This is a genomic window from Serratia odorifera (assembly GCF_041448735.1).
Lineage (GTDB): Bacteria > Pseudomonadota > Gammaproteobacteria > Enterobacterales > Enterobacteriaceae > Serratia_F > Serratia_F odorifera.
This window is the reverse complement of sequence record NZ_JBGMUT010000008.1, coordinates 158,989-174,323: the sequence shown is the minus strand read 5'-3', so window position 1 is coordinate 174,323 and position 15,335 is coordinate 158,989. Positions and strand designations below refer to the sequence as shown.

Sequence of the window (15,335 nt, the reverse complement as noted above, 5' to 3'; positions counted from 1 at the left end):
GCAATCCCTTAATGCCAAATCAACAACACGCAGGCTGCGGTCAGCAACCCCATAGAAACGTTAAAGATAACCCAGGCTTTCTTGCTGCGCAGCAAACGGCCAATCACGCTGCCGAAACCGAGCCAGACGATGCCGGTGGCCAGATTCATGCCGGAAAGCCCCGCCGAGATCGCCAGAATCGAGTGATTATACCCTTCGCCGTTCAGGCTGAAGCTGGCCACCGCGCCCAGCGCCATCAGCCAGGCCTTGGGGTTGAGAAACTGCAACAGCCAACCCTGATACAGACGAATCGGCTTGGGTGGCGCGGTATCGGTGTCGAGCTTTTCATAACGGGCGGTCGCCACCTTCCACGCCAGCCACAGCAGATACAGGCTGCCAAGAATTTTCAGTGCCAGGTGCAGCGAGGGATAGACCACAATCAGACTGCCAACGCCGAACGCCACCAGCAATAAAATGCTTTGCATGCCGAGTATGATGCCCAGCATCAGCCACAGCGAACGCATAAAGCCAAAGTTGGCGCCGGAGGTGGTTAACAACAGGTTATTCGGACCGGGCGTAATAGCGGCAACAAACAGGAAGCCGAGCATTGAAAGAAATAAACTTGATTCCATGAAACGGGTGCTCCCCACCCAAATGCGTGTGTGCGTTTACCCGTCATGCTGCAAGCTGCTTACTGGCTGGCTACGCATCCTGAGCCGAAGCACCGGGTTTGCGTAGGCGCATCGGGATGCATTCACTTGCCGCCTCGATGCAACTCGAATTATTTGGGGTATATTATTAATCATATCCCGAATCGTTGGTATGGCAGCCAAGAAGCCCGCGTGAGCATACCAGGCACTGACCGGTCAGTGATGGTCGCTGCCACTACAACGAATAAGGAAATAGTGGTATTGAAGCTAACAGTGCTCTACCGATCAGACAATAGCCGCCAATAAGAATTTTATTCACGTTATGTATGAAACCTTCCGCCCTCTCACCGGGGCCAGTAATCCGCACCTGCAAACGCTGCTGCCACGCCTGGTACGTCGTCGCGTACGACTGAAACCGCATTGGCAACGGCTGAACCTGCCTGATGGCGACTTTCTCGATCTCGCCTGGAGCGAAGACCCGCGCCTGGCGCGCGACAAACCGCGGGTAGTGCTGTTTCACGGCCTGGAAGGCAACTTCTACAGTCCGTATGCCCACGGCCTGTTGCACGCCTGGCAGCAAAAGGGCTGGCTCGGCGTGGTGATGCATTTTCGCGGTTGCAGCGGCGTGCCAAACCGCCAGCAACGCATTTACCATTCCGGTGAAACCGAAGACGCCCGCTTCTTCCTGCAATGGTTGCGCGACAGCTATGGCACTGCGCCAACCGCGGCAGTCGGCGTATCGCTCGGCGGCAATATGCTCGCCTGCTATCTGGCACAGCAGGAAGGCAATAGCCTGCTGGACGCGGCGGTGGTGGTCTCGGCACCGTTAATGCTCGAACCCTGCTCGTGGCGTATGGATCAGGGATTCTCCCGCGTATATCAGCATTACCTGCTGGGTCAGTTGAAGCAGAACGCCACGCGAAAACTGCTGCATTATCCCGGCACCCTGCCGCTGAAATTGCCGCAGTTGCAGGGCTTGCGCCGCATTCGCGATTTCGACGATCTGATTACCTCGCGCATTCACGGCTTCAGCGACGCCACGGATTATTACCGCCGTTGCAGCGCCTTGCCGCTGCTGCCGAAGATCCAGACACCGTTGCTGATCATCCATGCCAAGGACGATCCGTTCATGACCGACGAGGTGATCCCTGACCTCGCCAGCCTGCCGCACAATATCGAATATCAACTGACGGAATGCGGTGGCCACGTCGGCTTCGTCGGCGGCTCGCTAAAAAAACCCTACATGTGGCTGGAATACCGCATTCCCTCCTGGCTTACCCCTTATCTGGAACAGAACACGTGATAATCCCCTGGAAAGAACTGGACAGCGAAACGCTGAATAATCTGATCGAATCCTTTGTACTGCGCGAAGGCACTGACTACGGCGAGCATGAACGTTCGCTGACGCAGAAAGTGGAGGACGTTCGCCGGCAATTGCAAAGCGGCGAAGTGCTGCTGGTGTGGTCGGAACTGCATGAAACCGTCAATATCATGCCACGTGGCCAGTTCCGTGCCGGTCAGGAAGAAATGTAATCCGCCCTATGACTGACGGGAAAAATCAGGTATCAATGTGCCATACCCTACAGCACTCGAGTTGCATCGAGGCGGCCTACAGCAAAGCAGCTGAGGTACGACGGATAAAACACGCATTTTAGACGGAGTAACATATCGTATGTCTGCCAAACATCCCGTTATCGCGGTAACCGGCTCCAGCGGAGCCGGCACCACCACTACCAGCGTGGCGTTCCGCAAAATATTCCAGCAGTTGAATATTCGCGCCGCACAGTTGGAAGGCGACAGCTTCCACCGCTACACCCGGCCGGAAATGGACGCGGCGATCCGCAAGGCGCGCGACCTCGGCCGTCATATCAGCTATTTTGGCCCCGAAGCCAACGACTTCGGCCTGCTGGAGCAGAGCTTCCGTGAATATGGCAACGGCGGCAGCGGCCGTTCACGTAAATATCTGCACACCTATGACGAAGCCGTGCCGTACAACCAGGTTCCTGGCACCTTTACACCGTGGGAAGCCCTGCCGGAACCCACCGACGTGCTGTTCTACGAAGGGCTGCACGGCGGCGTCGTCACCGATCAGCATGACGTGGCACAGCAGGTCGATCTGCTGGTCGGCGTGGTGCCAATCGTCAACCTGGAGTGGATCCAGAAGCTGATCCGCGATACTGGCGAACGCGGCCATTCTCGCGAAGCGGTGATGGATTCGGTAGTGCGTTCGATGGAAGACTATATCAACTACATCACACCGCAGTTTTCACGCACCCACATCAACTTCCAGCGCGTGCCAACGGTGGATACCTCCAACCCGTTTGCCGCCAAGGCCATCCCGTCGCTGGACGAAAGCTTTGTGGTGATCCACTTCCGCGGGCTGGATCAGATTGATTTCCCTTATCTGCTGGCGATGCTGCAAGGCTCGTTTATTTCGCACATCAATACGCTGGTGGTGCCCGGCGGCAAAATGGGACTGGCGATGGAGTTGATCATGGCACCGCTGGTGCAGCGGCTGCTGGAAGGCAAAAAGATTGAGTAGCCAGGCGACACCGGACGGGCGCGGGGAGGATTAGGCCACCGCGCCACATGCCATTAGGCCACTTCCCGGACTTCAAAGCTGTGGGTAACGCTGGCGGCCTTGCCGAGCATCAGCGCTACCGAACAGTATTTGTCGGCAGACAGATCCACCGCACGCTCCACCGCCTTGTCGCCAAGCCCTTTACCGCTGACGATAAAATGCAGGTTGATATGGGTAAATACCCGTGGTGCCTCTTCGCGACGTTCAGAGGTCAGTTTTACCTCACAATCACGCACGTCGTGACGGCCTTTTTGCAAAATCGACACCACGTCAATCGCGCTGCATCCCCCCACGGACATCAGCACCATTTCCATCGGACTTGGCGCCTTGTCACCGGCATTGCCGTCCATCAATACCTGATGGCCAGACGCCGATTCGCCAAGAAACGTTAACCCTTCAACCCATTTGACTCTTGCCTGCATGCTCATGACTCCGATTGATTCTTTGTCATCAGACTACGCGTTAGCAGCAAAACTGGCAACGGAACCTGATACTGGTCATGTGTGAGCGAGACAACACAAGACACCCGCGTCACTCTGTGCTACAAACAGAGCCGCAATAACGCTTTCTGGACAGCGCTTTCAGGGAAATGCCCACGGAAAGGCACCTTAATGTGTATGTTAACAGAATGTAGCTTGCAGCTCTCACTGCAAGTTAATATGCTAGGGCAATAGCGTATTTTTACGTCACGCCTCAAAAACGGTTAATGGTCGCCGCTCATGGACAGCCATAACACGTTTGACAGGGAACTCTGACCCCTGTGATACAGGCAGATTACAACAGAGGATAACAGCGAATGGTTCTCGGCAAACCGCAAACAGACCCTACTCTCGAATGGTTCCTGTCTCATTGCCATATCCACAAATATCCATCGAAAAGTACGCTGATTCACCAAGGTGAAAAGGCCGAAACGCTTTACTACATCGTGAAAGGCTCCGTTGCGGTGCTGATCAAGGATGAAGAAGGCAAAGAGATGATCCTGTCCTATCTCAATCAGGGCGATTTCATCGGCGAACTTGGATTATTTGAAGAAGGCCAGGAACGCAGCGCCTGGGTTAGGGCTAAAACCGCCTGTGAAGTGGCTGAAATTTCCTATAAGAAATTCCGTCAGCTGATCCAGGTGAACCCTGACATTCTGATGCGCCTGTCGGCGCAGATGGCAAGCCGCCTACAGATCACCTCAGAGAAAGTGGGTAACCTCGCCTTCCTAGACGTTACCGGCCGCATTGCGCAAACCCTGCTCAATCTGGCCAAACAGCCGGATGCCATGACTCACCCGGACGGCATGCAAATTAAAATCACCCGTCAGGAAATTGGTCAAATCGTCGGTTGTTCACGCGAAACGGTTGGCCGTATTCTGAAAATGCTCGAAGATCAAAACCTGATTTCCGCACACGGCAAAACCATCGTCGTCTACGGTACCCGTTAATCCATTAAAACGGCACGCTTCAAAAAATGCCGGTCAGTTAACGCTGACCGGCATTTTTATGCGCCGTTTACCGTGGACACAGTCGGACATCCGATACCGTCTGCCGACCGCCGGTGGGTAGCTACCCGGCGTTGATCACGTCCTGAACCGCCAGCTCAAACAACGCCATACCGTCGGCAATATCTTGCGGCTCAACGACCAGCGACGGCGCAAATCGGATCACGTTCGGCCCGGCATTTAAAATCATCAGGCCACGCGCGGCGGCCGCGGTGAGGAAATCACGCGCCTTGCCGTGGTAAGGCGCCGTCAGTTCGGCGCCGATCAACAGCCCCATACCGCGAATCTCGCTGAAAATACGGTATTTTTCGCCAATGTCCCGCAACGCCGCAACATACAGCGTATGACGCTGTTCGACGCCGCTCAACACTTCGGCGGTATTGATCACGTCCAACGCCGCCTCCGCCACCGCGCAGGCCAGCGGATTGCCGCCATAGGTGGTGCCGTGGGTACCGACCTGCATCACCGAAGCAATCTCCTCGGTGGTCAGCATGGCGCTGACCGGGAAACCGCCGCCCAACGCTTTGGCGGTGGTCAGAATATCCGGCGTCACACCGTAGTGCATATAGGCGAACAGCTTGCCGCTGCGCCCCATACCGCTTTGCACTTCATCAAATACCAACAGCGCCTGGTGGCGATCGCACAGTTCACGCACACCTTGCAGGAACTGCGCATCCACCGGAGTAATACCGCCTTCGCCCTGAATCGGCTCCATCACCACCGCGCAGGTGTGATCGTCCATCACCGCCTTGACCGCCGCCAGATCGTTGAACGGTACATGCACGATGTCGGCCGGCTTTGGCCCGAAGCCGTCGGAATACTTCGCCTGGCCGCCAACCGAGACGGTAAACAGCGTACGGCCATGGAACGCGTTATAAAACGCGATGATTTTGGTTTTGTACGGGCTGTGGCGGGTAATGGCATAGTGGCGCGCCAGCTTGAATGCCGCTTCGTTGGCTTCGGCGCCGGAATTGGCGAAGAACACCCGATCGGCGAAAGTCGCGGCGATAAGCTTGCTGGCCAGGCGCAGCGACGGCTCGTTGGTAAAGACATTGCTGGTGTGCCACAGGGTTTCACCCTGCTGCTTCAGCGCCGCCACCAATGCCGGGTGGCAATGCCCCAGCGCAGTCACCGCAATACCGCCAGAGAAATCAATATACTCCTTGCCGTTGCTGTCCCACACTCGGCTGCCCTTGCCCTTGACGGGGACAAACTGGGCAGGTGCATAAACAGGCAGAATAACCTGGTCGAACGTATTGCGGCTGACTGGGTATTTTTCGGTCATTATTGGGTCCACCCTGAACGTGATCGGATTTTCAATGTTGCCATTAAGTGAAAATATAATCACAAAATATGCATAAAAAACCAATCAAGGGCAAACCTAAATCGCCAAAAAAGGAAAAAAACTCATAACCGGTTAACTTTTCAGGAAATTATCCAGCAGTTGGTGCCCCTGCTCGCTGAGAATGCTTTCCGGGTGAAACTGCACCCCTTCCAGCGCCAGCTGACGATGGCGGATCCCCATGATTTCGTCAGGTTCGCCGTCGCGCTCACTCCAGGCGGTTACCTCAAAGCAGTCTGGCAACGTGGCGGCTTCCAGCACCAGCGAGTGGTAACGGGTCACGGTCAACGGATTGTTCAGCCCAGCAAAAACGCCGCCGTTATGGTGCCGAATGGCAGAGGTCTTGCCATGCATCACCTGACGGGCGCGTACCACCGTGGCGCCAAACGCCTGCCCCAACGCCTGATGGCCGAGGCATACGCCCAAAATGGGCAGCCTGCCGGCAAAGTGGCGAATGGCAGCAAGAGAAATGCCCGCCTCATTCGGCGTGCACGGGCCGGGTGAAATCACCAGTCTCTGTGGCGCAAGCCGTTCAATATCGGCCAGTTGCAATTCATCGTTGCGCTTGACCAACACTTCGGCGCCCAACTGGCAGAAGTATTGGTACAGGTTGTAGGTGAAAGAGTCGTAGTTATCAATCAGCAGCAGCATGACATGTCCAGGCAGAAAAAAGCTGCGCTAGTTTACTGCCGCTGACGAAATTTTCCGCTTACTTTTTACGGCCGCCCATAATCGATCCCAAAACGCCGCGCAAAATCTGCTTGCCAAGGTCGCGAGCCATGCTCTTGGCCGCCGTTTGAACAATACCATCGCGCTTGCCGCCGCGTGGACCGGTAGAGCCGAACAGCAGATCGTTCAACCCGCCCATCAGGCCACCACCGGCTGCATCCGCCGCCGGTTTCTGTGCCGGTTGCCCCGGCGGTGGCGTGCCTACGGTGGCAAAACCTTCCGAAGACAGTTTTTCATAGGCGGACTCGCGATCGACCATATCTTCATAGCGACCATACAGCGGCGATTTATTGATCGCGCTGTTGAGCCCGTCGGCACCCAGCATGCCCATCTTCGATTCCGGCGCGATGACCATTGCCCGCTCCACCACGTTGGGCCGCCCTTTTTCATCCAGGAACGACACCAGCGCTTCACCGACGCCCAGTTCGGTAATCGCCGTTTCCGCATCAAAGTCGGGGTTGGCGCGCATGGTCTGCGCCGCCGCCTTCACCGCTTTCTGATCGCGTGGCGTAAAGGCACGCAGCGCGTGTTGCACACGGTTGCCCAACTGGCCCAGCACGCTGTCGGGAATATCCAGCGGGTTTTGCGTAACAAAATAGATGCCGACGCCTTTTGAGCGGATCAGACGTACCACCTGCTCAATCTTGGTCAGCAGTGCCGGCGGCGCGTCGTTGAACAACAGATGCGCCTCATCAAAGAAAAATACCAGCTTCGGCTGTTCCGGATCGCCCACTTCCGGCAAATGTTCAAACAGCTCGGCCAGCAGCCACAGCAGAAAGACCGAGTACAGTTTTGGCTGGTTGATCAGTTTGTCTGCCGCCAACAGGTTGATGTTGCCGTGGCCATTGGCATCGGTTTTCATCAGATCGTTAATGTCGAGCATCGGTTCGCCAAAGAACTGATTGGCACCCTGCTCTTCCAGCGTCAATAGCCCGCGCTGAATGGCGCCGACCGAAGCGGAGGAGATATTGCCGTATTGGGTCTGGAACTGCTTGGCGTTGTCGCCGACGTACTGCACCATGGCACGCAGATCTTTCATATCCAGCAGCAGCAAGGCGTTGTCATCGGCGATTTTGAACACCAACTGCAACACACCGCTTTGCACCTCGTTCAGATCCAGCAGACGCGCCAGCAGCAGTGGGCCAAGATCGGATACGGTGGCGCGGATCGGGTGGCCTTTTTCACCGTAAATATCCCACGGAATAATGGTACAGGCTTGCGGTTGCCAATCGGTGACGCCGATCGCCGCCAGCCGCGCCTGCAGTTTTTCATTCGGCACCGCCTCGGTGCCGATACCCGACAGATCGCCTTTAACGTCCGACAAAAAGACCGGCACACCGAGGCGCGAGAACTGCTCGGCCATTTTTTGCAGCGTCACGGTTTTACCGGTACCGGTCGCGCCGGTGATCAGACCGTGGCGGTTGGCCAAGGCCGGTAAAATCACCAGATCCTGCACTGGTTTTCCGTCTTTCATCGCTTTGGCGATAATCCGTGCTTCACTCATTTTCTTTTCCTTTGACGCTGACGCGGCGCAAACGCGCCTGTAGATGCCATAAAGCTATAAGCGCGGCCCGATCGCGTCAAGGGCAAACGAAACGATGTGTCGGCAAGCGTGGCGTGACGCCAGCCCGCTATTATCCCCGCAGCCCCAGTTCCTCTTTCAGCGACTTAAGATAGCGGCGGCTGACCGGCACCGGGTCGCCGACCGGCATGATCATTTCTGCCGCGCCGCTGTCGTCAAAGCGTATTTCCCGTACCTGCTCCAGATTGACCAGATATTGCCGATGGCAACGCACCAGCGGCGTGCGATTTTCCAGCGTACGCAGCGTCAGTTCGGTAAAGCACTCCATACCGTCATTGCGCACCACGTAGACGCCGCTTGAGCGCGAACGAATGGCGACCACCTCCTCGAAACGCAGCAGGTAAATACGGCTATGGCCGGTGCAGGGGATGTATTTCAGGTATCCCTCGCTTTCCGGCAGTGCCGCAATGTCCTGCGGTACACGGCGCTGTTGCAGTCGTTGCAAGGTTTTGTTCAATCGTTGCGGCTCGGCCGGTTTTAGCAGGTAGTCGAAGGCATGCTGCTCAAACGCCTGCAAAGCGTATTCATCATAAGCGGTGAGAAATACAATGTACGGCATTCGGTTCGGGTCGAGCATACCGACCAACTCCAGCCCGCTGATACGCGGCATCTGAATATCCAGAAACACCACGTCCGGTTGCAGGCGGTGGATCTGGCTGATGGCCTCTATCGCATTGGCGCTTTCGCCGACGATGGTTACGCCATCCTCCGCGTCCAGTAAATGGCGCAGGTTGTCACGGGCCGAGGGTTCATCGTCGACAATCAATACATTCAGCATCAGGCCGCCCTCGTCATCGGTAGGTGAAGCGTGATACAGGTATAGGTTTCCGGTTCGCAACAGACCTGTACGCCATAGTCCTCGCCATAACGCACGCGAATACGTTTATCCACCAGATTCATCCCCAGACCGTTTCCTGGCGTTTTCGCCTGAAACAAACCGGCGTTATCGGTGATCTGCAATAACAGCCGGTCCCCTTCACAACGGGCGCCGATGTCGATCCTGCCGATCCCCAGCAAATGCGATGTGCCGTGTTTGATGGCGTTTTCTACGATCGGCTGCAACGAAAAGGCCGGCAGGCGCACCGCCAGCAATGCCTCCGGCAACGACACGGCAATTTCCAGCCGATCGGCAAACCGCGCCTTTTCAATTTGCAGATAGGCATTTACATGTTCAATTTCATCCGCCAACGTCACCTCGTCGTCCGAACGCTTAAGGTTCTTGCGGAAAAACGTAGACAGATATTGCACCAGTTCACAGGCGCGATCGCCGTCACGGCGGATCACCGCCACCAGCGTATTGAGCGCGTTAAACAGAAAGTGTGGGTTGACCTGCGCATGCAGCAGCTTGATTTCCGACTGCGCCAGCAACTGCTTGTGGCGCTCATACTGGCCGGCCATGATCTGCGCCGACAGCAGGCTGGCGATGCCTTCACCCAGCGTGCGGTTGATGGTGCTGAATAACCTGCTTTTCGGCTCATACAGTTTGATGGTGCCGATTACCCGCTGATTTTCGCCACGTAGCGGGATCACCAGCGTAGAGCCCAGCTTGCAATTGCTGCTGATCGAACAACTGTACGACAGCTCGTTGCCGTCGGCATACACCACTTCGTTATTGTCGATGGCGCGGTGAGAATGCGCGGAAGAGATCGGCGTCCCCGGCAGATGGTGATCGTCGCCAATGCCGATGAACGCCAACAATCGATCGCGATCGGTAATCGCCACTGCGCCGATGCCCAGCTCCTGGTAGATAATTCGAGCCACTTTCATGCTGTTTTCCCGGTCAAATCCCTGGCGCAGAATGCCTTCGGTACGTTCAGCCAGCTTCAGCGCCTTGGAGGAAAAGGCGCTGGTGTATTTTTCGAACATCGCGCGCCGATCCAGCAGGATTTGCATGAACATCGCCGCTCCCACGGTATTGGCGATCAGCATCGGCAAGGCAATGTGCTCCACCAGCCGCAGCGCTTCACCGAACGGCCGGGCAATGGCCAGAATAATCGCCATTTGCAGCACTTCGGTAGCAAAGGTGACGCCGGCGACAAACAGCGGATTGAACAGCAAATCGATCCGGCCGCGACGCATCGCCGCGCTGTGCACCAGTCCCCCCACCAGGCCTTCGGCAATGGTGGATACCGCACAGGCAACATCGGTCATGCCTCCCAGCGTGTAGCGGTGCAGCCCACCGGTCAGCCCTACCAGAAAGCCGACCGACGGCCCGCCCAACAGACCGCCCAGCACCGCGCCAATGGCGCGCGTATTGGCGATCGAGTCTTGGATATGCAAACCGAAATAGGTGCCCATGATGCAAAACACCGAAAAGATGACGTAGCACAGCAACTTATGCGGCAAACGGATCGTCACCTGCATCAGCGGGATAAACAGCGGGGTCTTGCTTAATAAATAGGCAATAACGAGGTAAACGCACATTTGCTGCAATAGCAGCAAAACCTGGTTGAATTCAAACATAACAGCGGCTCATCCTGAACAAGAACAGCAGATAAACGCCGGGTATCCGGTCTGGTTATAGGATGGCGATTAAAGCATGTACGAATGAATAAAACAGTGATGCAGGCAAAGCTTCGAACGGGAAGGGCAACGCACGCCGGATCCCGAGAGGGAACCGGCACAAAAAGCTTAAGGCAGGACTTTGGCCGACAAAATGACTACCGGTTTGGTAGGGACATTCTGATAAGGTCCGACGTTGCCAGTCGGCACCTGAGAAATCTTGTCTACCACTTCCATGCCCTTCACCACTTTGCCAAAGACCGCGTAGCCAAAATCACGCTGGCCGTGATCGAGGAAGGCGTTGTCCGCCACGTTGAGGAAGAACTGGCTGGTGGCGCTGTCTTTATCTGCCGTACGCGCCATGGAGATGGTGCCACGCAGGTTGCGCAGGCCGTTGTCCGCTTCATTCTTGATCGGTGCCTTTGTCGTTTTCTGCTGCATGTCTGAGGTGAAACCGCCGCCCTGCACCATAAAACCAGGAATGACACGGTGGAAAATGGTGTTGTTGTAAAAACCGCTGTTCACGTAATCAACGAAGTTTTGGGTTGATACCGGTGCTTTCTGACTGTCGAGCGCCAATTCGATATTCCCGGCCGAGGTGGTCAGCATGACGTGGGTTTCACCAGCGGCGAAGGCGGCAGGTGCCATTGCTGTCAGGGAACACAGCGCAACGAAGGTCACTAAAGTACGTTTGAACATGAATGGGTCCTTTCTCTGAGAGACAAACAACGGAAAAGCGCATTGATTCTAAAGAGCTGTACCGGTGAGTGCCAGCCATTTACTTATATTTACTCAAATGTGGGACCTTTCTGACGCCGTCCCGCTTTTCTTGCCAAAAGTATGATCGTCTCACTCATTTTTGCCAAGCCGGTCACGCATTATTTGCCTGCTTGGCGGCTTCGATGATTTTTGCGAGCCACCTCCCGTTTTGATTTTTGGTTCCCGCTACCCTTAGCAAAATGAGAGCGCTCTCATTTGGCCGGAGCCAATAAAAATGACGTCTTCAACGGAGAGTAATGATGAAAAGAATAGTGCTGTGCTGTGCGGCGGGAATGTCCACCAGCATGCTGGTCAAACGCATGCAGGACGAAGCGGTGAAACGCGAACTGGCTATTGAAATCAAGGCGGTGCCCGCCGCCGAGTTTGAGGCCGAACTGCCCACCGCAGACGTCGTCCTGCTGGGGCCACAGGTCAAATACGAACTGGCACGCTTTAACAAAATCGCAGAGCCGTACGGCTTGCCCGTCGCGGTGATCGACATGATGGATTACGGAACCATGCGTGGCGACAAAGTGCTGGATCACGCCCTCAACCTGATCGCCTGACGCGGCGGCGGAGAACATCATGAGCCTGTATGCATCCCTTATGCGCGTGGTGGAAAACCATATCGCGCCGTTGGCCGGCAGGATCGGCAGCCAGCGCCATATCATTGCCATTCGCGACGGTTTTATCTGTGCCATGCCGTTTCTGATTGTCGGCAGCATCATGCTGATCGTCGCCAACCCGCCGTTTGACGCCAACACCACCTCCAGCTTCGGCCGCGCCTGGCTCGGTTTTGCCAAAAGCCATTGGAACACCATCACCATGCCGTTCTTTATGACCATGGGCCTGATGAGCGTGTTTGTTGCCGTTGGCACCGCCTACAGTCTGGCAAAGCACTATGGTCTGGACGCGCTGACCGCAGGTTTGCTGTCGCTGATGGCATTCCTGCTGACCGCAGCGCCGCAGGTCGACAACAAGATGTCGCTCGATTTCCTGGGCGGCCAGGGGGTGTTCACCGCCCTACTGTGCGCCATCTGGTCGGTGGAACTGATCCGTTTGTTAAAGAAATACAACATCACGCTGCGTATGCCGGAACAGGTGCCACCGGCGATTGCCCGTTCATTTGAGCTGCTGTATCCGGTGGTCGGCATTTTGTTGACGGTATACCCGCTAAGCATTCTGATGCAGAGCGAATTCCAGCTGCTGCTGCCGGCTGCAATCATGCAGCTGTTCCAGCCGCTGATCGCCGTCGGCGATACGCTGCCGGCCATTCTGCTGGCGGTGTTGATCGCCAACCTGCTGTGGTTCGCCGGCATTCATGGTGACAATATCGTTACCGGTCTGCTCAACCCGATTTTTATGGCCAATCTGGCCACCAACGCCGCGCTGGTGGCGCATGGCGATCCGACCAGCCAAACGCTGACCGCGCCCTTTTGGTCATTTTACGTCTGCATCGGCGGCTCAGGCTCCACGCTGGTGCTGGCCTTGCTGTATCTCCGCAGCCGCTCCGTTCATTTACGCACCATCGGCAAACTGAGCGTGGTGCCGGCGGCGTTCAACATCAACGAACCGCTGCTGTTTGGTTCACCGGTGGTGATGAACCCGACGCTGTTTATCCCGTTGATGGTGGTGCCGGTGATCAACGCCACCCTGGCCTATTTCGCCCTGCACTGGGATTTGGTGGAAAAAATGGTCGCCATGGCGCCGTGGACCGCACCTGCCCCGCTCGGCGCCATGATTTCTGCCTCGTGGGACATTCGCGCCGCGCTGCTGGTGTTGCTGCTGATGGCGATCGATCTCGCCATTTGGCTGCCGTTCTTCAAAGTCTATGAAAAACAGTTGCTGGCGCAGGAGCAGCAACAGGCCAAAACCGAGCGCGCCGCGTCCGATGCGGCGGCCGCACAATAACAGGAGAGTCGCGTGAGTGAAGCCATGGCTGCAGACAGCCCTGATTTTGAAAGCACGATTATGGAGCTGCTGGTATTGGCCGGCAGCGCACGCAGCAGTGCATTGATGGCGCTGCAACAGGCGCGGGCCGGCGAGTTCAACGCCTCCGCCGCGCATATGGCCGACTCGAAAGAGGCGGTACAGCAGGCGCATCGCATTCAGACCCGGCTTATCAGCCTGGATGAAGGCTGCGGCAAACTGCCGATTAATCTGATTACCGTCCACGCCCAGGACCATTTGATGAATGCCATGGTGATTCAGGATCTGGCCGACGACATGATTGAACTTTTTCGCCGTCAGGCGCAACGGGAGACCGCTTTATGAATTCGCTGAAAATCGCCATTATCGGTGGTGGCAGCAGCTACACGCCGGAGCTGGTTGAAGGCCTGATCCAGCGCATTGACCAACTGCCGGTCAGCGAACTGGCGCTGGTTGACGTCGAGCCGGGTCGTGAAAAAGTGGCAATCATCGCCGCGCTCACCCAACGTATGTTGGCGCGCCATGGCTTGGCACAGGTGAAAGTCAGCGTGCATTTTGCGCTGGACGAAGCGATTCGCGGCGCACGGTTCGTGTTAACCCAGTTCCGCGTCGGCCAGTTGCCGGCACGCGCCGCCGATGAACGCCTGGGGCTGAAGTATCACCTGATCGGCCAGGAAACCACCGGCGTCGGCGGCTTCGCCAAGGCGCTGCGCACCATTCCGGTGATGCTGGACATTGCACGCAAGGTTGAGCAATTGGCACCGGACGCCTGGATCATCAATTTTACCAACCCGGCAGGCATGGTAACCGAAGCCGTTTCCCGTTATACCAAGGCAAAAATCATTGGCTTGTGCAATGTACCCATCAGCATGCATCACATGATAGCCAACATGCTGCAGGCACCGTATCAAGATCTTCAACTGCGCTTCGCCGGGTTGAATCATATGGTCTGGGTGCATCAGGTACTGCAAAACGGTCGCGACATGACCGGCAAAGTGATTGATATGCTGTGCGACGGCGCGGCGCTGACCATGAATAATATCAAGGAGGAACCATGGCCGCCCGAGTTCCTACGGGCTCTGAAGGCAATCCCCTGCCCGTACCACCGCTATTTCTACCAGACGCAGGAGATGCTGGACGAAGAGATCGCCGCCGCCGCCGACCGCGGCACCCGCGCCGAACAGGTGATGCAGGTGGAAAAAGAGCTGTTTTCCCTGTATGCCGATCCGCATCTCGATAGCAAACCGGAACAGCTCAGCTTTCGCGGCGGCGCCTTCTACTCTGAAGTGGCGCTGGAGCTGATTCGTGCGATCCATAATAATCTCGGCACGCAATTGGTGGTCAATACCGCAAACCGTGGCGCCATTCGCGGTTTGCCAGACGACGCCGTGATAGAAACCAACTGCGTGATTGATGCACAAGGCGCTCACCCGCTGGCCTTCGGCCCGATGCCGGATACCATGCAGGCGCTCACCCAGCAGGTAAAGGCCTACGAGCGACTGACTATCGAGGCCGCAGTGCATGGCGATCGCCGCAGCGGCTTGCTGGCACTGGTGACACACCCGCTGATTGCCAGCGCCAGGATCGCGCAGCCGCTGCTGAACGACGTACTGGCGGCCAATAAGGCGCATTTACCGCAGTTTGATGATTAAATGGACGTCGCAGCGGCAAGCATAAGAAGCCCGGGGAGCTTGGCCGTACCACGTGACCAGGGTTCGCGTGTACAAACAACAACGAGGCAGCTCGAGAAAACCGGGGGGATACCCAATGGATGTCGAGTTGCATCTAGGCGGCAA

Annotated in this window: 16 protein-coding genes; 8 read left to right on the top strand and 8 right to left on the bottom strand. The window is 56.5% G+C overall.

Annotated features, from left to right (window positions below):
- Positions 1–8 precede the first annotated feature (8 nt).
- Entirely contained in the window at positions 9–611 is a 603-nt protein-coding gene (locus tag ACCC84_RS18435) for a LysE family translocator (protein WP_039991342.1), read from the bottom strand.
- A gap of 340 nt (positions 612–951) precedes the next feature.
- Between ACCC84_RS18435 and ACCC84_RS18430 the strand changes: the two genes are divergently transcribed.
- From ACCC84_RS18430 to ACCC84_RS18420, 3 genes are all read left to right on the top strand, one after another.
- Entirely contained in the window at positions 952–1,932 is a 981-nt protein-coding gene (locus ACCC84_RS18430; RefSeq protein ID WP_039991343.1) for a hydrolase, read from the top strand.
- Positions 1,929–2,162, top strand: a complete 234-nt coding sequence (locus ACCC84_RS18425) for a YheU family protein (protein ID WP_004956277.1) — start codon at positions 1,929–1,931, stop codon at positions 2,160–2,162. The genes ACCC84_RS18430 and ACCC84_RS18425 overlap by 4 nt, the downstream gene beginning before the upstream one ends.
- Before the next feature lie 139 nt (positions 2,163–2,301).
- Entirely contained in the window at positions 2,302–3,171 is an 870-nt protein-coding gene (locus tag ACCC84_RS18420; RefSeq protein ID WP_004956278.1) for a phosphoribulokinase, read from the top strand.
- A 53-nt stretch (positions 3,172–3,224) separates the two neighbouring features.
- On the opposite strand, the gene ACCC84_RS18415 is transcribed toward ACCC84_RS18420, so the two are convergent.
- The gene (locus ACCC84_RS18415) at positions 3,225–3,632 is read right to left on the bottom strand and encodes an OsmC family protein (RefSeq protein WP_039991345.1); all 408 of its coding nucleotides are present in this window, start codon (positions 3,630–3,632) and stop codon (positions 3,225–3,227) included.
- A gap of 374 nt (positions 3,633–4,006) precedes the next feature.
- Between ACCC84_RS18415 and crp the strand changes: the two genes are divergently transcribed.
- The gene (gene crp, locus ACCC84_RS18410) at positions 4,007–4,639 is read left to right on the top strand and encodes a cAMP-activated global transcriptional regulator CRP (RefSeq protein WP_004956281.1); all 633 of its coding nucleotides are present in this window, start codon (positions 4,007–4,009) and stop codon (positions 4,637–4,639) included.
- A gap of 121 nt (positions 4,640–4,760) precedes the next feature.
- Here the strand turns inward: crp and argD are convergent, their stop codons facing one another.
- The 6 genes from argD to ppiA all read right to left on the bottom strand — a co-directional run bounded on the left by argD (position 4,761) and on the right by ppiA (position 11,550).
- The gene (argD, locus tag ACCC84_RS18405) at positions 4,761–5,981 is read right to left on the bottom strand and encodes a bifunctional acetylornithine/succinyldiaminopimelate transaminase (RefSeq protein ID WP_039992454.1); all 1,221 of its coding nucleotides are present in this window, start codon (positions 5,979–5,981) and stop codon (positions 4,761–4,763) included.
- A gap of 132 nt (positions 5,982–6,113) precedes the next feature.
- Complete coding sequence (locus ACCC84_RS18400; RefSeq protein ID WP_198773714.1) at positions 6,114–6,689, bottom strand: aminodeoxychorismate synthase component II; 576 nt, start codon at positions 6,687–6,689, stop codon at positions 6,114–6,116.
- Between the two features lie 58 nt (positions 6,690–6,747).
- Complete coding sequence (locus ACCC84_RS18395) at positions 6,748–8,271, bottom strand: helicase HerA-like domain-containing protein (RefSeq protein ID WP_004956288.1); 1,524 nt, start codon at positions 8,269–8,271, stop codon at positions 6,748–6,750.
- Between the two features lie 130 nt (positions 8,272–8,401).
- Positions 8,402–9,127, bottom strand: a complete 726-nt coding sequence (gene btsR, locus ACCC84_RS18390; RefSeq protein ID WP_004956291.1) for a two-component system response regulator BtsR — start codon at positions 9,125–9,127, stop codon at positions 8,402–8,404.
- Positions 9,127–10,812: a sensor histidine kinase gene (locus ACCC84_RS18385; RefSeq protein ID WP_004956293.1), complete on the bottom strand. Its 1,686-nt coding sequence runs from the start codon at positions 10,810–10,812 to the stop codon at positions 9,127–9,129. Before ACCC84_RS18385 ends, btsR begins: the two co-directional genes overlap by 1 nt.
- A gap of 168 nt (positions 10,813–10,980) precedes the next feature.
- On the bottom strand, positions 10,981–11,550 hold the full coding sequence (ppiA, locus tag ACCC84_RS18380) for a peptidylprolyl isomerase A (protein WP_004956296.1): 570 nt from the start codon (positions 11,548–11,550) through the stop codon (positions 10,981–10,983).
- 320 nt (positions 11,551–11,870) lie between these two features.
- On the opposite strand from ppiA, the gene ACCC84_RS18375 reads away from it, so the two are divergent.
- From ACCC84_RS18375 to ACCC84_RS18360, 4 genes are read left to right on the top strand one after another with little or no spacing between them, the layout of a single operon-like run.
- Positions 11,871–12,176, top strand: coding sequence for a PTS sugar transporter subunit IIB (locus tag ACCC84_RS18375; protein WP_039991347.1), 306 nt, complete (start codon positions 11,871–11,873; stop codon positions 12,174–12,176).
- A 19-nt stretch (positions 12,177–12,195) separates the two neighbouring features.
- Entirely contained in the window at positions 12,196–13,521 is a 1,326-nt protein-coding gene (locus tag ACCC84_RS18370; RefSeq protein ID WP_004956302.1) for a PTS cellobiose transporter subunit IIC, read from the top strand.
- A 24-nt stretch (positions 13,522–13,545) separates the two neighbouring features.
- On the top strand, positions 13,546–13,884 hold the full coding sequence (locus ACCC84_RS18365) for a PTS lactose/cellobiose transporter subunit IIA (protein ID WP_004956304.1): 339 nt from the start codon (positions 13,546–13,548) through the stop codon (positions 13,882–13,884).
- Positions 13,881–15,191, top strand: a complete 1,311-nt coding sequence (locus tag ACCC84_RS18360) for a 6-phospho-beta-glucosidase (RefSeq protein ID WP_004956306.1) — start codon at positions 13,881–13,883, stop codon at positions 15,189–15,191. Before ACCC84_RS18365 ends, ACCC84_RS18360 begins: the two co-directional genes overlap by 4 nt.
- Positions 15,192–15,335: the final 144 nt, after the last annotated feature.